The sequence below is a fragment of the Vibrio celticus genome, assembly GCF_024347335.1.
Taxonomy (GTDB): domain Bacteria; phylum Pseudomonadota; class Gammaproteobacteria; order Enterobacterales; family Vibrionaceae; genus Vibrio; species Vibrio celticus.
This window is the reverse complement of record NZ_AP025463.1, coordinates 2,026,357-2,050,568: the sequence shown is the minus strand read 5'-3', so window position 1 is coordinate 2,050,568 and position 24,212 is coordinate 2,026,357. Positions and strand designations below refer to the sequence as shown.

General features: G+C 46.7%; 1 protein-coding gene and 1 pseudogene. Both read left to right on the top strand.

Annotated elements, in window-relative coordinates; all coding sequences use genetic code 11:
- Positions 1-22 precede the first annotated feature (22 nt).
- Complete coding sequence (locus OCV19_RS25085) at positions 23-670, top strand: T1SS-143 repeat domain-containing protein (protein ID WP_455432132.1); 648 nt, start codon at positions 23-25, stop codon at positions 668-670.
- 155 nt (positions 671-825) lie between these two features.
- Positions 826-24,179 (top strand): annotated as a pseudogene (locus OCV19_RS24900) (T1SS-143 repeat domain-containing protein); the annotation flags it as partial.
- Between the last annotated feature and the right edge of the window lie 33 nt (positions 24,180-24,212).

Sequence of the window (24,212 nt, the reverse complement as noted above, 5' to 3'; positions counted from 1 at the left end):
CTTCACGTCAAGCGATGGCGATGTGGATGTTGAAACGGCCACTGTCACACTGACGATTATTGATGGTGATATCCCAACCATTGAATCGGTGCCAAGCATCGCGCTTTCTGAAGCAGATTTAGCGGATGGCTCGTCACCAATCATGGGGGCCGTGAGTCAAACAGAAACCATCACTTTCACTCATCAAAGCGACGATGTAGAGAAGTTCCGCCTAGAGCCTAGTGAGTTTAATAGTGATGACTCATTGAAATCCGATGGTCTGCCAATTGATCTGAAAGAAGATCCTGCAGGCTCAGGTAACTATGTTGGTTTTACAACTAGTGCCTCTAATGTAGAAACACAGATTTTCACATTAAGCTTTAGCGCTGCGACTCTGGGGCAATATACCTTTACGCTGTTGGAGAATATCGACCACGAGGATGGTCGTGGCAATAACGACTTCACGTTTGAACTACCAGTTTACGCGGTTGATACCGACGGTGATGACTCGTTAATGTCACCGCTATCGGTGACGATTACTGATGATGTTCAAGTGATGGCAAGTGGCGACCTGACGATTGAAGAGCCTACGGTGGCGGATTTGGCTGCAGGTACGCTAACGACATCCGTTTTCGATGTATTAACATCCGCGAGTGCCGATGGCGCGAGTGTGACTCAATTTTACCTATGACGGCACCGCTTACTCTCTAGACCCGAATGATGCGACCGAGCAAGAGTTTACCTTCACCGAAGGCTCACTGTTTATCACTACTCAAGGGGGAAGTGCGCTTTGAGCCGAACCGAGATTTAGACCACTCGGCTGGCGATATCGTTAAGAGCATAGTGGTGACATCGAGTGATGGTGATGACGACGTTCTTACCTCAACAGTGACGCTGACTATTACCGATGGTGATGTTCCGACCATTGACGTGATTCCGCCTGTATCACTGTCGGAATCCAGTCTTGGTGATGGCTCTGCGACAAGCAACTCTCCAGTCAGTGAAACGAAAGATATTCAATTCACGGAACAAAGTGATGATGTTGACCACTTCAGAATTGCGACTGATGAATTTAATCCGTTAGGTACTCTCACTTCGAATGGTTTGGAAGTCGAACTTCGCGAGTTCCCGGCTGACTCAGGGGAATACACGGGCTTTACGACTAACGCACTAAATCAAGAAGTTGAAATTTTCACCATCAACTTTGATGACGTTGTGTTGGGGCGTTACACCTTTACGCTACTTGAAGCGCTTGACCACGAAGATGGACTCGACAATAACACCTTGAGCTTTGATCTTCCGGTGTACGCGGTAGACAGCGACGGTGATGACTCAGTGATGTCGCCACTGACGGTGACCATCGAAGATGATGTTCAAGGCATGAGCAATGGCATCCTGAATATCGAAGAGCCGACTGTCGCCGATCTGGCCGCAGGGTTGGTGACCACAACTACCATTGATGTGATGCCAGAGCAGAGTGCTGATGGCGCGACCATTACTGAGTTCACTTATGATGGTGGGACTCCACTGACGCTTGACCAAAACGATACTGGCGAGCAAGAGTTTATCTTCACGGAAGGCTCGTTGTTTATCACTCTTGAAGGTGACGTACGCTTCGAACCAAACCGCAACCTAGACCACACGGTTAGCGAAGACATCGTCAAATCGATAGTGGTGACATCTAGCGATGGCGATGTAGATGTTGAAACGGCTACGGTTGTACTGACCATTACTGATGGCGATATTCCAACCATCGAATCCGTACCAAGTGTGATTCTGTCTGAAACACAACTTTCTGATGGCTCGACACCAAGCGGCAGTGCGGTGAGCCAAACCGAGACTATCTCGTTTACTCACCAAAGTGACGATGTTGAGAAGTTCCGAATCGAACCGACGGAGTTCAATGTCGGCGGAGCGTTAACGTCGAGTAACATTGCGGTTGAGCTTAAAGAAGACCCAGCAGACTCAGGCATCTATGTCGGCTTCATTGATGAGGCTGGAACGGACGTTCCTGTCTTCAGCTTAAGCTTCTCCGGTACCACGTTGGGTGAATACACCTTCACGTTGCTTGAGGCGTTAGACCATGCCGATGGCTTAGATAACAACGAATTGACCTTCGACTTACCAGTTTATGCGGTGGACTCAGATGGTGATGATTCATTGATGTCTCCGCTGTCGGTGACCATTGGTGATGACGTCCAAATCATGGCGAACGGTACGTTAGATATCACTGAGCCGAATTTAGCTGACGGGACGGTGACCACCAACACCATTGATGTAATGACGGCGCAAAGTGCCGATGGCGCAGTGATTACCCAGTTCACCTATGACGGTGGCACGGCTCAAACTCTAGATCCAACAATCACAGGTGAGCAGAAATTTACGTTCACTGAGGGTGATGTGTTCGTCACCATTGAAGGTAACGTGCGTTTTGAGCCGAACCGTGATTTAGACCACGAGAGTGGCGATATCGTTAAATCTCTCGTCTTCACGTCAAGCGATGGCGATGTGGATGTTGAAACGGCCACTGTCACACTGACGATTATTGATGGTGATATCCCAACCATAGAATCTGTTCCGAGTATTACGTTGGCAGAGGCGGGACATGCAGATGGCTCTTCTCCAATCATTGGGGCAGTGAGTCAAACAGAAACCATCTCGTTCACGAATCAAAGCGATGATGTTGAGAAATTCCGTTTAGAGCTAAGTGAGTTCAACAGTGATGACTCATTGAAATCCGATGGCCTGCCAATTGAGTTGAAAGAGGACCCTGCAGGCTCAGGTAACTATGTTGGTTTTACAACTAGTGCCTCTAATGTAGAAACACAGATTTTCACATTAAGCTTTAGCGCTGCGACTCTGGGGCAATATACCTTTACGCTGTTGGAGAATATCGACCACGAGGATGGTCGTGCAATAACGACTTCACGTTTGAACTACCAGTTTACGCGGTGGATACCGACGGTGACGATTCGTTAATGTCACCGCTATCGGTGACGATTACTGATGATGTTCAAGTGATGGTGAGTGGTTCGCTTAGTATCGAAGAGCCTACTGTCGCCGATTTGGCTGCAGGTACGCCAACGACATCAGTATTTGATGTATTACCATCCGCGAGTGCCGATGGTGCGAGCGTGACTCAATTTACCTATGACGGCACCGCTTATTCTCTAGACCCGAATGATGCGATCGAGCAAGAGTTTACTTTCACCGAAGGCTCACTGTTTATCACGACTCAAGGGAAGTCCGCTTTGAGCCGAACCGCGATTTAGACCACTCGGGTGGCGATATCGTTAAGAGCATCGTGGTGACGTCCAATGATGGCGATAATGACGTTCTTACCTCGACAGTGGCGCTTACGATTACGGACGGCGATGTGCCAACCATTGACGTCATTCCTCCAATCTCACTATCTGAAACGAATCTAGCCGATGGCTCTGATCCATCTAACTCTGTGGTCAGCGACACCAAAGTGATTCAGTTTACTCATGAAAGTGACGATATTGAGTCTTTCCGTATCGAGCCAACAGAGTTCAATACTCTAGGTACGTTAACATCAAACAACTTGGCGGTTGAGCTAAAAGAAGAGCCTAACAGTGCTGGCGATTACATCGGTTTTGTGAAAGATGCGTCGGATGTTGAAACCAACGTCTTTACCATTAGCTTCTCGGATACAAATCTAGGGCAATACACCTTCACGCTACTTGAAGCGCTTGACCACGAAGATGGTCTGGTGAATAACAGTTTGAGCTTTGACCTGCCTGTTTATGCAGTAGACAGCGATGGCGATGATTCTTTGGTTTCTCAGTTAAATGTAACCATCGGTGATGATGTTCAAATCATGCAGGATAGTACGTTAGATATCACTGAGCCAAATCTTGCAGACGGCACAATCACAACCAGTACCATCGATGTGATGCCAGAACAAAGTGCCGATGGCGCGACGATCACTCAATTTACGTATGATGGTCAAACTCGAACATTGGATCAAACTGACAATGGTGAGCAGCAATTTAGCTTCACAGAAGGTGAGTTGTTTATCACTCTTGAAGGTGAAGTACGCTTCGAACCAAACCGCAATCTAGACCACACGGTTAGCGAAGATATTGTGAAGTCGATTGTGGTGACATCCAGTGATGGCGATGTGGACGTTGAAACCGCGACGGTTGTTCTGACCATTACCGACGGCGATATCCCAACCATCGAATCCGTACCAAGCGTGACGCTATCAGAAACACAGCTTGTCGATGGCTCGACACCAAGCGGCAGTGCGGTGAGCCAAACCGAGACTATCTCGTTTACCAACCAAAGTGATGATGTTGAGAAGTTCCGAATCGAACCAACTGAGTTCAATGTGGGTGGTGCGTTAACGTCGAACAACATTGCGGTTGAGCTTAAAGAAGACCCAGCAGACTCAGGCATCTATACCGGCTTTATTGATGACGGTGGAACGGACGTTCCTGTCTTCAGCTTAAACTTCTCCGGTACTACGTTAGGTGAATACACCTTCACACTGCTTGAAGCATTAGACCATGCAGATGGTCTCGACAATAATGATCTGACGTTTGAATTACCAGTCTATGCCGTCGATTCTGATGGTGATGATTCCTTGATGTCTCCGTTGTCTGTGACCATTGGTGATGACGTCCAAATCATGGCGAACGGCACGCTGGATATCACCGAGCCGAATTTAGCTGACGGTACGGTGACGACCAATACGATTGATGTAATGACGGCGCAAAGTGCCGATGGCGCAGTGATTACCCAGTTCATTTATGACGGTGGCACGCCTCAAACCTTAGACCCAACAATCACAGGTGAGCAGAAATTTACGTTCACTGAGGGTGATGTGTTCGTCACCATCGAAGGCAATGTGCGCTTTGAACCGAACCGTGATTTAGACCACGAGAGTGGCGATATCGTTAAATCTCTCGTCTTCACGTCAAGCGATGGCGATGTGGATGTTGAAACGGCCACTGTCACACTGACGATTATTGATGGTGATATCCCAACCATTGAATCGGTGCCAAGCATCGCGCTTTCTGAAGCAGATTTAGCGGATGGCTCGTCACCAATCATGGGGGCCGTGAGTCAAACAGAAACCATCACTTTCACTCATCAAAGCGACGATGTAGAGAAGTTCCGCCTAGAGCCTAGTGAGTTTAATAGTGATGACTCATTGAAATCCGATGGTCTGCCAATTGATCTGAAAGAAGATCCTGCAGGCTCAGGTAACTATGTTGGTTTTACAACTAGTGCCTCTAATGTAGAAACACAGATTTTCACATTAAGCTTTAGCGCTGCGACTCTGGGGCAATATACCTTTACGCTGTTGGAGAATATCGACCACGAGGATGGTCGTGGCAATAACGACTTCACGTTTGAACTACCAGTTTACGCGGTTGATACCGACGGTGATGACTCGTTAATGTCACCGCTATCGGTGACGATTACTGATGATGTTCAAGTGATGGCAAGTGGCGACCTGACGATTGAAGAGCCTACGGTGGCGGATTTGGCTGCAGGTACGCTAACGACATCCGTTTTCGATGTATTAACATCCGCGAGTGCCGATGGCGCGAGTGTGACTCAATTTACCTATGACGGCACCGCTTACTCTCTAGACCCGAATGATGCGACCGAGCAAGAGTTTACCTTCACCGAAGGCTCACTGTTTATCACTACTCAAGGGGAAGTGCGCTTTGAGCCGAACCGAGATTTAGACCACTCGGCTGGCGATATCGTTAAGAGCATAGTGGTGACATCGAGTGATGGTGATGACGACGTTCTTACCTCAACAGTGACGCTGACTATTACCGATGGTGATGTTCCGACCATTGACGTGATTCCGCCTGTATCACTGTCGGAATCCAGTCTTGGTGATGGCTCTGCGACAAGCAACTCTCCAGTCAGTGAAACGAAAGATATTCAATTCACGGAACAAAGTGATGATGTTGACCACTTCAGAATTGCGACTGATGAATTTAATCCGTTAGGTACTCTCACTTCGAATGGTTTGGAAGTCGAACTTCGCGAGTTCCCGGCTGACTCAGGGGAATACACGGGCTTTACGACTAACGCACTAAATCAAGAAGTTGAAATTTTCACCATCAACTTTGATGACGTTGTGTTGGGGCGTTACACCTTTACGCTACTTGAAGCGCTTGACCACGAAGATGGACTCGACAATAACACCTTGAGCTTTGATCTTCCGGTGTACGCGGTAGACAGCGACGGTGATGACTCAGTGATGTCGCCACTGACGGTGACCATCGAAGATGATGTTCAAGCGCATGAGCAATGGCATCCTGAATATCGAAGAGCCGACTGTCGCCGATCTGGCCGCAGGGTTGGTGACCACAACTACCATTGATGTGATGCCAGAGCAGAGTGCTGATGGCGCGACCATTACTGAGTTCACTTATGATGGTGGGACTCCACTGACGCTTGACCAAAACGATACTGGCGAGCAAGAGTTTATCTTCACGGAAGGCTCGTTGTTTATCACTCTTGAAGGTGACGTACGCTTCGAACCAAACCGCAACCTAGACCACACGGTTAGCGAAGACATCGTCAAATCGATAGTGGTGACATCTAGCGATGGCGATGTAGATGTTGAAACGGCTACGGTTGTACTGACCATTACTGATGGCGATATTCCAACCATCGAATCCGTACCAAGTGTGATTCTGTCTGAAACACAACTTTCTGATGGCTCGACACCAAGCGGCAGTGCGGTGAGCCAAACCGAGACTATCTCGTTTACTCACCAAAGTGACGATGTTGAGAAGTTCCGAATCGAACCGACGGAGTTCAATGTCGGCGGAGCGTTAACGTCGAGTAACATTGCGGTTGAGCTTAAAGAAGACCCAGCAGACTCAGGCATCTATGTCGGCTTCATTGATGACGCTGGTACGGAAGTACCAGTCTTTACCTTGAGCTTCTCCGGTACTACGTTAGGCGAATACACCTTCACACTACTTGAAGCGCTAGACCATGCCGATGGCTTAGATAACAACGAACTGACCTTCGATTTGCCAGTTTATGCAGTGGATTCAGATGGTGATGATTCATTGATGTCTCCGCTGTCGGTGACCATTGGTGATGACGTCCAAATCATGGCGAACGGTACGTTAGATATCACTGAGCCGAATTTAGCTGACGGGACGGTGACCACCAACACCATTGATGTAATGACGGCGCAAAGTGCCGATGGCGCAGTGATTACCCAGTTCACCTATGACGGTGGCACGGCTCAAACTCTAGATCCAACAATCACAGGTGAGCAGAAATTTACGTTCACTGAGGGTGATGTGTTCGTCACCATTGAAGGTAACGTGCGTTTTGAGCCGAACCGTGATTTAGACCACGAGAGTGGCGATATCGTTAAATCTCTCGTCTTCACGTCAAGCGATGGCGATGTGGATGTTGAAACGGCCACTGTCACACTGACGATTATTGATGGTGATATCCCAACCATAGAATCTGTTCCGAGTATTACGTTGGCAGAGGCGGGACATGCAGATGGCTCTTCTCCAATCATTGGGGCAGTGAGTCAAACAGAAACCATCTCGTTCACGAATCAAAGCGATGATGTTGAGAAATTCCGTTTAGAGCTAAGTGAGTTCAACAGTGATGACTCATTGAAATCCGATGGCCTGCCAATTGAGTTGAAAGAGGACCCTGCAGGCTCAGGTAACTATGTTGGTTTTACAACTAGTGCCTCTAATGTAGAAACACAGATTTTCACATTAAGCTTTAGCGCTGCGACTCTGGGGCAATATACCTTTACGCTGTTGGAGAATATCGACCACGAGGATGGTCGTGGCAATAACGACTTCACGTTTGAACTACCAGTTTACGCGGTGGATACCGACGGTGACGATTCGTTAATGTCACCGCTATCGGTGACGATTACTGATGATGTTCAAGTGATGGTGAGTGGTTCGCTTAGTATCGAAGAGCCTACTGTCGCCGATTTGGCTGCAGGTACGCCAACGACATCAGTATTTGATGTATTACCATCCGCGAGTGCCGATGGTGCGAGCGTGACTCAATTACCTATGACGGCACCGCTTATTCTCTAGACCCGAATGATGCGATCGAGCAAGAGTTTACTTTCACCGAAGGCTCACTGTTTATCACGACTCAAGGGAAGTCCGCTTTGAGCCGAACCGCGATTTAGACCACTCGGGTGGCGATATCGTTAAGAGCATCGTGGTGACGTCCAATGATGGCGATAATGACGTTCTTACCTCGACAGTGGCGCTTACGATTACGGACGGCGATGTGCCAACCATTGACGTCATTCCTCCAATCTCACTATCTGAAACGAATCTAGCCGATGGCTCTGATCCATCTAACTCTGTGGTCAGCGACACCAAAGTGATTCAGTTTACTCATGAAAGTGACGATATTGAGTCTTTCCGTATCGAGCCAACAGAGTTCAATACTCTAGGTACGTTAACATCAAACAACTTGGCGGTTGAGCTAAAGAAGAGCCTAACAGTGCTGGCGATTACATCGGTTTTGTGAAAGATGCGTCGGATGTTGAAACCAACGTCTTTACCATTAGCTTCTCGGATACAAATCTAGGGCAATACACCTTCACGCTACTTGAAGCGCTTGACCACGAAGATGGTCTGGTGAATAACAGTTTGAGCTTTGACCTGCCTGTTTATGCAGTAGACAGCGATGGCGATGATTCTTTGGTTTCTCAGTTAAATGTAACCATCGGTGATGATGTTCAAATCATGCAGGATAGTACGTTAGATATCACTGAGCCAAATCTTGCAGACGGCACAATCACAACCAGTACCATCGATGTGATGCCAGAACAAAGTGCCGATGGCGCGACGATCACTCAATTTACGTATGATGGTCAAACTCGAACATTGGATCAAACTGACAATGGTGAGCAGCAATTTAGCTTCACAGAAGGTGAGTTGTTTATCACTCTTGAAGGTGAAGTACGCTTCGAACCAAACCGCAATCTAGACCACACGGTTAGCGAAGATATTGTGAAGTCGATTGTGGTGACATCCAGTGATGGCGATGTGGACGTTGAAACCGCGACGGTTGTTCTGACCATTACCGACGGCGATATCCCAACCATCGAATCCGTACCAAGCGTGACGCTATCAGAAACACAGCTTGTCGATGGCTCGACACCAAGCGGCAGTGCGGTGAGCCAAACCGAGACTATCTCGTTTACCAACCAAAGTGATGATGTTGAGAAGTTCCGAATCGAACCAACTGAGTTCAATGTGGGTGGTGCGTTAACGTCGAACAACATTGCGGTTGAGCTTAAAGAAGACCCAGCAGACTCAGGCATCTATACCGGCTTTATTGATGACGGTGGAACGGACGTTCCTGTCTTCAGCTTAAACTTCTCCGGTACTACGTTAGGTGAATACACCTTCACACTGCTTGAAGCATTAGACCATGCAGATGGTCTCGACAATAATGATCTGACGTTTGAATTACCAGTCTATGCCGTCGATTCTGATGGTGATGATTCCTTGATGTCTCCGTTGTCTGTGACCATTGGTGATGACGTCCAAATCATGGCGAACGGCACGCTGGATATCACCGAGCCGAATTTAGCTGACGGTACGGTGACGACCAATACGATTGATGTAATGACGGCGCAAAGTGCCGATGGCGCAGTGATTACCCAGTTCATTTATGACGGTGGCACGCCTCAAACCTTAGACCCAACAATCACAGGTGAGCAGAAATTTACGTTCACTGAGGGTGATGTGTTCGTCACCATCGAAGGCAATGTGCGCTTTGAACCGAACCGTGATTTAGACCACGAGAGTGGCGATATCGTTAAATCTCTCGTCTTCACGTCAAGCGATGGCGATGTGGATGTTGAAACGGCCACTGTCACACTGACGATTATTGATGGTGATATCCCAACCATTGAATCGGTGCCAAGCATCGCGCTTTCTGAAGCAGATTTAGCGGATGGCTCGTCACCAATCATGGGGGCCGTGAGTCAAACAGAAACCATCACTTTCACTCATCAAAGCGACGATGTAGAGAAGTTCCGCCTAGAGCCTAGTGAGTTTAATAGTGATGACTCATTGAAATCCGATGGTCTGCCAATTGATCTGAAAGAAGATCCTGCAGGCTCAGGTAACTATGTTGGTTTTACAACTAGTGCCTCTAATGTAGAAACACAGATTTTCACATTAAGCTTTAGCGCTGCGACTCTGGGGCAATATACCTTTACGCTGTTGGAGAATATCGACCACGAGGATGGTCGTGGCAATAACGACTTCACGTTTGAACTACCAGTTTACGCGGTTGATACCGACGGTGATGACTCGTTAATGTCACCGCTATCGGTGACGATTACTGATGATGTTCAAGTGATGGCAAGTGGCGACCTGACGATTGAAGAGCCTACGGTGGCGGATTTGGCTGCAGGTACGCTAACGACATCCGTTTTCGATGTATTAACATCCGCGAGTGCCGATGGCGCGAGTGTGACTCAATTTACCTATGACGGCACCGCTTACTCTCTAGACCCGAATGATGCGACCGAGCAAGAGTTTACCTTCACCGAAGGCTCACTGTTTATCACTACTCAAGGAAGTGCGCTTTGAGCCGAACCGAGATTTAGACCACTCGGCTGGCGATATCGTTAAGAGCATAGTGGTGACATCGAGTGATGGTGATGACGACGTTCTTACCTCAACAGTGACGCTGACTATTACCGATGGTGATGTTCCGACCATTGACGTGATTCCGCCTGTATCACTGTCGGAATCCAGTCTTGGTGATGGCTCTGCGACAAGCAACTCTCCAGTCAGTGAAACGAAAGATATTCAATTCACGGAACAAAGTGATGATGTTGACCACTTCAGAATTGCGACTGATGAATTTAATCCGTTAGGTACTCTCACTTCGAATGGTTTGGAAGTCGAACTTCGCGAGTTCCCGGCTGACTCAGGGGAATACACGGGCTTTACGACTAACGCACTAAATCAAGAAGTTGAAATTTTCACCATCAACTTTGATGACGTTGTGTTGGGGCGTTACACCTTTACGCTACTTGAAGCGCTTGACCACGAAGATGGACTCGACAATAACACCTTGAGCTTTGATCTTCCGGTGTACGCGGTAGACAGCGACGGTGATGACTCAGTGATGTCGCCACTGACGGTGACCATCGAAGATGATGTTCAAGCATGAGCAATGGCATCCTGAATATCGAAGAGCCGACTGTCGCCGATCTGGCCGCAGGGTTGGTGACCACAACTACCATTGATGTGATGCCAGAGCAGAGTGCTGATGGCGCGACCATTACTGAGTTCACTTATGATGGTGGGACTCCACTGACGCTTGACCAAAACGATACTGGCGAGCAAGAGTTTATCTTCACGGAAGGCTCGTTGTTTATCACTCTTGAAGGTGACGTACGCTTCGAACCAAACCGCAACCTAGACCACACGGTTAGCGAAGACATCGTCAAATCGATAGTGGTGACATCTAGCGATGGCGATGTAGATGTTGAAACGGCTACGGTTGTACTGACCATTACTGATGGCGATATTCCAACCATCGAATCCGTACCAAGTGTGATTCTGTCTGAAACACAACTTTCTGATGGCTCGACACCAAGCGGCAGTGCGGTGAGCCAAACCGAGACTATCTCGTTTACTCACCAAAGTGACGATGTTGAGAAGTTCCGAATCGAACCGACGGAGTTCAATGTCGGCGGAGCGTTAACGTCGAGTAACATTGCGGTTGAGCTTAAAGAAGACCCAGCAGACTCAGGCATCTATGTCGGCTTCATTGATGACGCTGGTACGGAAGTACCAGTCTTTACCTTGAGCTTCTCCGGTACTACGTTAGGCGAATACACCTTCACACTACTTGAAGCGCTAGACCATGCCGATGGCTTAGATAACAACGAACTGACCTTCGATTTGCCAGTTTATGCAGTGGATTCAGATGGTGATGATTCATTGATGTCTCCGCTGTCGGTGACCATTGGTGATGACGTCCAAATCATGGCGAACGGTACGTTAGATATCACTGAGCCGAATTTAGCTGACGGGACGGTGACCACCAACACCATTGATGTAATGACGGCGCAAAGTGCCGATGGCGCAGTGATTACCCAGTTCACCTATGACGGTGGCACGGCTCAAACTCTAGATCCAACAATCACAGGTGAGCAGAAATTTACGTTCACTGAGGGTGATGTGTTCGTCACCATTGAAGGTAACGTGCGTTTTGAGCCGAACCGTGATTTAGACCACGAGAGTGGCGATATCGTTAAATCTCTCGTCTTCACGTCAAGCGATGGCGATGTGGATGTTGAAACGGCCACTGTCACACTGACGATTATTGATGGTGATATCCCAACCATAGAATCTGTTCCGAGTATTACGTTGGCAGAGGCGGGACATGCAGATGGCTCTTCTCCAATCATTGGGGCAGTGAGTCAAACAGAAACCATCTCATTCACGAATCAAAGCGATGATGTTGAGAAATTCCGTATAGAGCCAACCGAATTTAATACAGATAACTCACTCAAATCAGATGGCTTGATCATTGAAGTTCGTGAAGAGCCAACGGGCTCGGGCAGCTATATTGGTTTTACAACAAGTATCTTGAATGTCGAAACTACGGTGTTCACTCTCGATTTCAGCAGCTCCACTTTGGGTGAATACACCTTCACTCTTCTGGAAGCGATTGACCACACACCAATTCAAGGCAATAACGACCTAACATTTAACTTGCCAGTTTACGCGGTTGATACCGACGGTGATGACTCGTTAATGTCACCACTATCGGTGACGATTACCGATGATATTCAAGCTTTAGTCGCTGGCTCATTGACAGCGAAAGAGCCATCAACAGGTATTGAAACATCCAATACTGTTGACCTTATGCCGGACAGCAGTGCGGACGGAGGGACATTAACGAGCTTCAGCTATGATGGGGAGGCTTTACAAACTCTTAATCAAAACATCGCAAGCGAACAGTCGTTCACTTATGACGAGGGTACGCTATACGTCACTATAGACGGAAACATGCGATTTGAACCTGTGTCAGACCTCGATCATTCTGGTGGCGATATCGTCAAAACTATCTCGGTTAATTCAGTCGATGGAGATGGGGATATTGTCAGCACCTCTGTGTCGCTGAGGATAGAAGATGGCGATGAACCAGTGATTGATCTTATTCCTTATGTTGCTCTGAATGAAGCAAGCTTAGCTGATGGTTCTGCCTCTACAGGGACAGCTGTCAGTGAAACCAAAGTCATTACGTTTACTGATGGTAGCGATGATGTGACGCACTTTAGGGTCGATAGCACGAACTTCAATTCGTCAGGCGCATTGAAGTCGAACGGCCTGACAGTGGAAATTAAAGAGCAACCTACTGATTCGGGGAACTATGTTGGCTTTATTTCCGGCGCTTCAAATGTTGAAACGAACGTGTTCACACTTGAATTTTCGAACAGCAATCTTGGTCAATATACATTTACGCTTCTAGAGGCTTTAGATCACGCTGATGGTAACCTTTCTAATACCTTAGATTTCGATATCCCTGTGATAGCGGTTGATGCCGACAACACCGATTCAGCATCGTCCTCTTTGAACGTCACCATTACCGACGACTTACAGCAAACGCAAGATCGTACTTTAAGTATTGTTGAACCTGTGACGACTTCAGGAGCAGGTGGTCCGCCAACTACAAGTATTGTCGATGTTATGCCTACAGAGAGTGCAGATGGTGCGACCGTTACCCAGTTTATGTATGGGGCAGATGGGCCGTTTACGCTTGTTCAAACTGATTTTACAGAGCAAGAGTTCTCAGTTGCTGACGGACGGTTGTTCGTTAAGTTGGATGGCTCGCTCCGTTTTGAACCAGATAGAGACCTTGACCACTCGAATGGCGATATTGTTCGAACCATTACCGTGACAACAAGCGATTTCGATAATGATGTTGAAACCGCAACGGTGACGCTTACTATCACGGATGGCGTTGATCCTGTTATCAACATTGTCCCTGACGTTTACTTATCTGAAGTGAACTTATCCGATGGTTCAATGCCGACGGCAGGGCCAGTTAGTTCAACTCATACCATCACTTACACAGAAGGGAGTGATGACCTGAGTCATTTCCGAATCGCTACGGATGAATTTAATTTTGGCGGGTTACTGAAATCAAACGGTATAGTCGTTGAACTGAAGGAGGAGCCAGCGGATTCGGGCAGCTACGTCGGATTCACCACAAACGGTTCCGGTGCAGAAACCGATGTCTTTACGATTAGTTTTGATAGTGTTAACAAGGGCCAATTTACCATTACCTTACTGGAAGCACTCGATCACCTTAATGGTCTCAATTACAACGATTTGAATTTCCGCTTGCCAGTTTATGCTGTCGATACAGATGATTCTGAATCAACAAGACGAGATGTCGTTGTGACCATTGAAGATGACATTCAGCAAATGCAGGATGGGATTCTTACGATCACAGAACCAAGCTCTGGCACGCCGACAACAGCAACGGTTGATGTTATGCCCTTGCCAAGCGCGGACGGCGCGACCATCACCGAGTTTACTTACGATGGTGGATTAGCCATTTCGCTCGATCAGACCGTGACGGGTGAGCAAGAGTTTACCTTTACTGAAGGCTCTTTGTTCGTCACGTTAGATGGTGATGTTAGGTTCGAGCCAAATCGAAACCTTGATCATTCTGCCGGGAATATCGTTAAAAATATCGTTTTCACTTCATCGGATTTCGATAACGATATCTTCATGTCGAGTGTTCGACTGACCATCATTGATGGTGAAGGGCCCGCGCTGAATGTAGTCCCCGGCGTTAACTTATCTGAAAGTAACTTAGCAGACGGATCTTCTCCTGACTCGGTGCTGATTAGTGAAACCAATACAATCACATCCATCGCTAGCAGTGACGACATTGCAAGAATTGTTGTCGACACGTCTCTATTTAACACTGCCGGATTAATCAAGTCGAATGGATTAGTGGTTGATCTAAGGGAAGAGCCAGCAAACTCTGGTGACTACTTAGCATTCACGACGGTTTCACCGGGCGTAGAGGTGCCTATCTTCACCTTAACGTTTGATAGTTCAAATCCAAGCATTTATACCTTTACACTACTAGAGCGACTAGACCATGCAACTGGCGATGGCAACAATGACATTACTTTCGATTTATCGGTTTATGCCGAAGACACCGATGGTGATGTGTCCGCTCCTAAGCAACTTGAAGTGGTTATTGGGGATGATGTTCAAGTGATGCAATCTGGAGACTTACTAGTCACTGAGCCAACCTCGGGCACGGCGAGCAGCAATGTGTTTGAAACTATAACGGGTCCAAGTGCAGATGGTTCAACAGTTACTAAATTTACCTATGATGGTGGGGCCGAGGTTCTTCTCGATCAAAATGATACTAATGAGCAAGTATTTGTTTACCCAGAAGGGACACTGTTTATTAAACTCAATGGTGATATTCGCTTTGAGCCGAATAGAAACCTAGACCATGAAAATGGCGATATCATTAAGAACATCGTTGTTGCATCTCAAGACCAAGATCTCGATCTAGAAGACGCAACCGTTAGGCTAGTAATTAGTGATGGTGCTCCACCGACGATTGATATCATTCCACCAGTGAGCTTGAGTGAAGTGAACTTAGCCGATGGTTCTTCACCAAGTTTACCTGTGAGCCAAACAGAGCAGATAACCTTTACTGCGGGTAGTGACGACGTTAGCTATTTCCGTATTGCGACCAATGAATTTAATGTCGGCGGAGCTCTAACGTCTAATGGATTAGCGATTCAATTGAAAGAGGACCCTTCAGTTGCCGGTGGTTATATAGGATTTACTACGGAAGACCCTCTTCTTGGGCCAGAAGTTGAAATCTTTGAAATGAGCTTCTCATCGTCAGTGCTAGGCGAGTACACATTTACGCTCCTCGAAGAGATCGACCATGCGGACGTTCAAGGTAACAATGATCAACTATTTACCTTGCCTGTTTACGCGGTAGACACCGATGAAACCGATTCAGCAATGACACCACTCAGTGTCACCATTACCGATGACGTGCCTGAAATTACTGAGATAGAGGTTGGCAGCACCTTTGTTGTGGATGAAGAGGAGATTGGAACACCAACGCAAGCCTCGGGAAGTTTTGTGACGACCGAAGGAGCTGACCAAGTTGAAACTTACGAATTGAGAAATATCTCAATGTTGGAAGCGACGCTATCGTCTGGCAATGAAGGTATTAAGATCACTGAGATCACAGGTGCTGCTAACACGACCACCTACCAAGGTGCAACTGACCCTGGCGGAACGCCAATTTTCACATTAGTTCTGACTGATTATGGTGCTTACACATTTACCTTGCTTGGTCCTCTAGATCATGAGCTTAGCTCAGAGGCGAGAAATAAGCTGCCTATCTCCTTTGATGTAGTGGCTGTTGATAGTGATGGAGATGATTCCAACCAGTATCAATTACCAATTCAAGTCATTGATGATATTCCGGAAATGACGCCGCCGACGGGTGAAGTGATTGTCGATGAAGATGACTTAGCGGGTATAGGCTCTGACCAATCTGAAGATACCGTCATTAATGGTTTGTTTACCATTGATGAAGGTGCGGATGGTGTTGTGTTGTATGAGTTGGTTAACCCTGATGCAGTGCTAACAGGGCTTACGTCTAATGGTGAAGCCCTAGAGTGGCTTCCGATTGTTGAGAGTGGTACGACATTTACCTACACAGCACAAACTGAGACAAGCAACGAGGCTGTGTTTGAGGTTGTGTTTGATACTACGGACAACAGCTATCAGTTTGAACTGTTTAAACCGCTCACACACCCTATAGCTGACGGTGAAAATAGCATACTGCTGAATTTCTCTGTCGTAGCCGAAGATTTCGATGGCGACCAGTCTAATGCAATCGCACTGGATATTACGGTCACCGATGACATTCCTCTAGTGACAACTCAGTCTATCTCTCGCCTAGAAGGGCAAAACTACAATGACTCTTTGGTTAATATGTTTGCGAGTGCAACAGACCCAGGTGCCGACGCTGCTGTGCTCACCCAAATAGAAGGTATTTCAAATAGTGGTGTTGATATCGTTTTCAGGAGAGGAACGAGTGGAGCATTTAGTGATAGTTATGACCTGAACTTAGGGCGCCAGCAGGTTCGTGTTTATGAACAAACCGATGATGGAAGTGGAGGAACAGTAGAGAGAGAGTTGGGTCGCTTGCGTATAAACTCGAACGGTGAAGTCGAATTTAGAGCAAATGGTTATCTAGATCATGACGGCGATGAGATCAACTTCTCGATCAACGTAATTGCAACCGATTCGGATTTAGATACCTCAGAAACGCCACTGAATATTACTATCGTTGATCAGGACTCAACGGCTGTGTCGCTGAAAGTGACGACAACGGAGGATATTGGTCGTGATGCATCAATTGATTATGCAGCGGGTAGTGAACCAACAGACCTAGAAAACACCTTTGATAATCAAGACGGTCTACCTGATGCACCTGCTCAAGTAGCATTGCAAGTAAACTTGTACGACCAAGATAACACAGAGGCGATCGGCCAACTGAAGATCTTCGATAATACAAACCATAGAGGTACATTCTATTACTTTGATGGTGCTGAATATGTGAAATTGTCGACAGATGTAGATGGAAACTATGTTCTAGATGGTGCAAATATCGTTCAGACTTTCATGCCTGATCCCGATGACTCAACTGAGCCAAAAGATGTCATAGCTACCATCGATAATCTTTATTTTGTACCAGACCGAAACTTTAGTACCGGTAATGGTGGAGCCACAATAAATTATGAATTGGAGATCGACAACAACGGGGTACCTGACCATACGGTAAGCTCCAACTTTAGAATTGATATTGAAGCCGTAGCAGATGAGGCTGAGTGGGATGATGCAAACAGCACTTATATTTATCTTCCTGATACAGACAGCATGGGTGCAGAGATTCCGGTGACGGAAGATGGAAATACCATCACTCTTAACCTCGAGGCTGATTCTCAAGATACTTCTCGCCCTGAAACACTCACATATCAACTTACTGTTGATGAAGGCGCTGGGAAGTTCACTCTATTGGATAGCTCAGGTAACCCGATAGGGCCTGTTGGAGGCCCATATGTTATTGATGCGGCAAATATCAATAGCACAGTCGTCGACCCGATTGATAACTTCTCGGGCACCATTAGCTTTAAAGTAGTAGCTTTGACGGAAGAAACCCGTAATCCATTCCTAGATGGCGATAATAGCGGTGCTAACAGTAAACAGGTTGCCACCTCTGAAGAACGAATATTAGTTATTGATGTACTTCCAGACGCCGACTTAGGCACCTTAAGCGTGAATCGCAAAACCATCAATGAAGATAATATTCTCGATCCAGATACTGTTGGAGATCCTAGCAATAGAGTCGCGTTCACTCTTGATGAAGTGATTACGATGACACCATCTGAAGATTTGGATACGTCGGAAACTCTATACGTACGCATCAATAATATCACTCAGGGGGCTGGGCTTTATTTACTTGGGACCGATACCCTTGTACCAACCGTGACAATTGAGGGTGTCGATTATCAAGAGATTCTTTACTCTGAACTTGCCAACGTAGAAGTGATACCCAAAGAGCACAGTAATGAAGACTTTAGTTTTGATGTGTTAGGTGTTGTCAAAGACAAGGCAGATCTTTCAACGGGTGAAGTAGTTGATGAAATCACATTTGGTCCTAAAACAGTCAACGTTGAGGTCATTGGTGTTGCTGATGTGCCATTTGGTGGCACTAATGGTACCGATTGGGAAGAGTTTACAGATGGCGGTGTGAGTGGGGTACAAACCACAATCCAAGAGAGTCAAAGCGGAGATAACTACGCTGTTCTAGATTTCACGGTGTTGTCTGGTGAGAGAAAACCAGATGACCCGGCTGATGATCCTCTTGTCGGCGATGGTTCCGAATCGATAACTGTTATTCTATCAGGTATCCCTGAGGGCGTGGTAATCGAAGACGGTGATGGTACGGTTATTGACCTAAATTTCGTTGGGTATGAAGATGACATTAACGGAAACCCTGATTTAGATAAACCAATCTATGAAGCGAATATCACAGAGGAAGGTATTACTTCTGGTATCCGAATTCGTCCGATTGACTCGTCGACAGAAAATATTCATATCAAGGGGCAGATTGTCGTTACCGAGAACGATGGACACACCTTAACGTTTGATCAAGAAGTTCGAGTGTTGGTTGAACCTAGAATCGACACTTCTGCAACCTATAGCAACACCACAACCGGTGATGAAGACACCGCTATTAATATTGATTGGCATCCACAAGGTGATGATTACATTGATGATGACGAACATTTCACTTCAATTACCATTAATGGCATTCCAACGGATGTAGTCGCGGTGGTCAATGGTGATGTTACGGTCGATTCCAGCACGGCCGGCACCCTAATCATTACACCGAAAGACACCTCACAGACACCGGAGCAATTTACTCAGATTGCTTTGGCGAACAACTTTATCCAAATGACACCACCAGAAAACTCAAGCGTCGACTTTACGCTGACAACCGTCGTTGAGATGGAGGAGAGAGATTTCGAGTACACCGACGATGCGATTGTTGGTGAGGGCGGCCGAGTAGTTGCTAATCCAGCAATTACAGGCACCATCACAGTACAAGTTGTGCCTGTTGTGGAACCTAAAGATCCAGATCCAGATGGAGATGGAGATGGAGTTGACGATAACTTTATCGTTTTCTCCAATGAAGACGGTAGTGGTGAGTTAACATCAATTACATCTGATGCTGCGGGTGTAATCAAATTCACAACCAATAGTGATAACCAAGCCGTAGATGGTGGTGGTATTGAGATCTTGGATGGTGAGTACGTTATCCGTTACAAAGAAGATGATGTCTCTCCTGTATTTCCTATCAACGAAGTCGTTAACGAGGTCGTGGTTCAGTTGACTACGACGTCTGATGGCGCGTTACCAGAAGATGTGTTGAGTCAACTGCTCGTGACTGGTGCAGTGTATGAGGGGGATGGCCGTTGGGTAGTCACAGATGAAGATGCATTTACGATTAGCGCACCAGAAGGCTTAGATCTAACAGCGCCATATGATGATGGTATCTCGACTAACACTAGCAGCATTAAGATGACGGTGTTTACTCAAGTTGAAGACTTGGGGGACGAATTGGGTGACCAGAATTCTGCGATTGCTCCAAGAGAGGGTAATGTTATTTTGACCTTCCCTGAAGAGATCGTTGGTGGAGGAGAAATTGCTGCTGATATCGCTGCAACTCCGAACCAGACAATCGACGCGATTGAAGATACTCAGCTCATGCTTGGTGACGCGCTTGAAAGTATCATTACTTTCAGTGGTGGCGATGTATTTAACGACGAAATTACCATCGTTATTGATGATACCGTGTTTCTTGACCCATCAGACCTTACCCAAACACTTAACATCAGCATCGGTGGTAGTGGTGAGATTGACTTCGTTAACGGCGAATATGTGTATCAGTCCACTTTGGTACAAGGTGTAACGCCAGACTTCTCTGATTTGGTGCTGAACTTACCCGCTGACTACTCTGGTGACTTTGAATTGCCATTTACGGTGATTACCAAAGACCTCATCTCTGGTGATGAAAATGTACTTGATACAAGCGCCATTATTAAAGTCTCCGCAGTAACTGACGTAGCGCCAACTATTTCTGTAGATATCGCGGGTTCTTTAGATGACTCGTTGGATCCCGTTGATATCGATGGTCAACCGGGGGCTGAAGCTGTGGGGTATGAAGACACCTATATTGTGCTTGATTTCTCGGGTTCGCTTGCAGACCAAGTTAATGGTGTTGAAGGCGGTAATGAGCGCTTCACCGATATTACTCTAACCTTAACTGACACAAGTAATGGTGAATTTTACAGTGATACTGGAACGCCATTGGGCACATCTATCTCTTTCACCGAAAGTGAAATTGAAAATGGTGCCTTGTCAGGCGTGTTGTTTAAACCGAAAGAGAACTTCCCGACTTATGATGACGTAACTGGTGCTGATGTCAGTACTGTGAACGTTACTGTGACAGGTAACATTTTAGATACGGCGACCTTCAATCAAGATATTCCTGACACAACTGAGGATGCCATAATCGAATCTTTCTCAACGTCGGTTAGCTTTGACGTAGTTCCTGTGGTGGATGATATTGCGATCACTGGTCCTGGAACGAACGCAGATGTCATTGAAATAACGGGTAGTGAAGACCAAGAGATTTCACTCGCTGGCTCAAGTCCAGTGTCGATTGCTTTGACGGATTTAGATGGTTCGGAAGAGTTTGTCTCTATCAAGTTTACTGATGTCCCTGATGGCTTCCAATTCAGGGTAGATAACTCCTCAGACTTCACGGTTAAGAATAATGGTGGAGGCGTGTGGAGTGTCCAATTACCTTCAAGTGTCTCGAATTCATTCGATTTGAGCGAAATATCGGTACTGCCTCCGAAAGATTTCAGCGGTACTTTTGAGTTTGGTGTTGAGGTGTTTACGCAAGAATCTTTGCTCGGTGTACCAACTAACGCAGGCACTCTGCCAAGTTTCCAAGTGCATGTACTTCCTGTAGGGGACGATATTGATACGGATCCGACTGATTCGGTAGTCGGTTTAGAAGGCGAAAATATTGATATTGAAATCAACACGACTATTCTGGATAACGCATTTTCAGCATCGGGGAGTGGGACTTATACTGAAAACTCGCCAGAAACCATCCGTGTTGTGGTCAGCAATGTTCCACAAGACGCGTCAATTTTGCATCCGGATGGAACAACACTAGGTATTTACGATTCAGACTCTGATACATGGACGTTAGACGTAGATGCAACAGCACTCGATAAGATCGTGTTTAACTCCGGTGAGCACAATTCAGACACAGGTAATGCGCTTGGTATTGATACACCGTTGTCTATTTCTGTTCGCTCAGTAGATACAGATGCGGATAACACTGAGTATTTAGGGGCGGAAACCATTTTCAGTGTCGACTTGGTGGTTGATCCGATCAATGACCAACCAACCTTTGTCAATATTGAAAACTTAGAGACGCCGGAAGACACCTCTATTGCATTGAGTGATATGCCTGGCTTTAAGATCGAGGACCCAGACGCCGTTTATGATGATCCGAACTCGATTTACACACTAACATTATCGGTCGATCAAGGTACGTTGACTTACACCTCTTCAACAGGTGTTACCTCTACGCCAACTAGTGGCAGCGCCATTGTTCTCTCTGGAACTTTGGCCAATATAAATACTGCTCTGGATACAGGTAGTGTCAGATTCGAATTGGGTGCGGATGAGAATTACCTAAATCAAGGAGGTGTTGCGACAGTCACTGCCACTGTTGATGATGGTGGTAATAACGGTCTGATTGATGCTGGAGATCCGAATACTGCTCAAACCAATCAAACGACCTTTACCATTAAGGTAACGGAAGTGAATGATCTGCCAGTGGCAACGGACATCGACTTGGGCACGATTGCTGAAGATGATCAAATCGTAATTAAAGCTGAAGATTTGATTGCCGCATCAAGCGATCCTGAAGGTGATAACCTGACAATAACCGATGTCAGTCTCACTTCGGGTCAAGGGCAGTTGGACTACTTTGAAAACAGTGGTGGTGTAGATGACCCGTCGATTACTGGCCCATATTGGGTTTTTGATGCCAACGATGAATACGATGCGACCAGTGGAAATATCAGCTTTACATATACCGTTCAAGACGATGGGCAAACCAATGGAGCTGATGACTTCCTAACAGACACCGGCGATTTGAGCTTAACTGTGACAGGTGTTAATGATTCGCCAATTATTAATGGTGACGGTGTCACGCCTGTCATTGACGAAGATGTCGAGCAATTGATTAGTGGTATTACCGTAGCAGACCCTGACTATGTAGGCGTTCATGCCGACGATTTCATGACGGTTACCTTGAGTGTCGATTTTGGTGCTTTATCGGTAACTCTGCCAGGAACAACCACTGTCACTGTTAGCGGGCAGGACACAAGCTCAATCATACTGGAAGGTACACCGGCGGATATCAATGCAATCATTAATACACCAACCAACCCTGTTGGCGTGTTTGTGAATACGCAATATATCCCATCGAACAGTATTCAGTTACAAGTGGTAGCTCAGGATAGTGGTAATCCATCTGGCATTATTATCGAAACACCACCAGAAGAGTTTACGATACAGGTGACACCAGTGGCTAACGCGCCAACGTTATCGATTGACCCTGCGTCTAACTACGTAAGAAACATCACTGCGAGCCAGTCGGTGAGTAATAGTGGTGTTCCTTTGGTTGGCATTATCGCAGCTCTAACAGACGTTACAGAAGAGCTAACGCTACATATCAGTGATGTGCCTGCGGGTGCTCAAATCACCAGTGACGTTGGCTCCGTAACGGATCTTGGTGGTGGGGTATGGATGGCGACCGCTGATGCAATTGAAAGTTTGCAGGTGGTTGGGCTTTCTCAAACACCAGGTAGCTACACGCTTAAAGTTGAGGCGGTTTCTGAAGAGCTAGATAACAACGATACAGCCATATCGACGGCAATCGATCTAAACGTGAACATTGTGTCAAACGCGGTAGATATTAATTTGGCTGGTGAGACCGATGATGTGCAGTTACTGGCTGGGGCTAATGCAACAGATCTAACGGCGGGCTCAGGTAATGACCGACTTGAAGGCGGAGCAGGTGATGACACCCTTATCGGCGGTGATGGCAACGATACGCTCATTGGTGGCGGAGGTTCGGATATCTTGACCGGTGGTGATGGTATGGACTCGTTTGTTTGGCTGAACATTGAGGATGGTGTCGAAGATACGATTACTGACTTCAATTTAGCCGAAGGTGACCAGATTGACCTACGTGAGGTATTACCTGAACTGAAAGACGCGAATGTGAATATGGCGACATTGCTTCAGCATGTTGATGCCAAGCTAGAAGGGAATGATGTTGAGTTAACCATCAACCCTGATGGCTTAGGTACAACAGAGCAAGTGATTGTGGTTGAGGACCTCGCGCCTCAGTTGACGTTAAGCGGCACCATGCCTTCAGATATTCTGGACGCACTCGTACAGCAGAATGTTATTACTCATGGGTAGTTTTCCGCTCTGATAAGCTCGATAGCCAGAGCG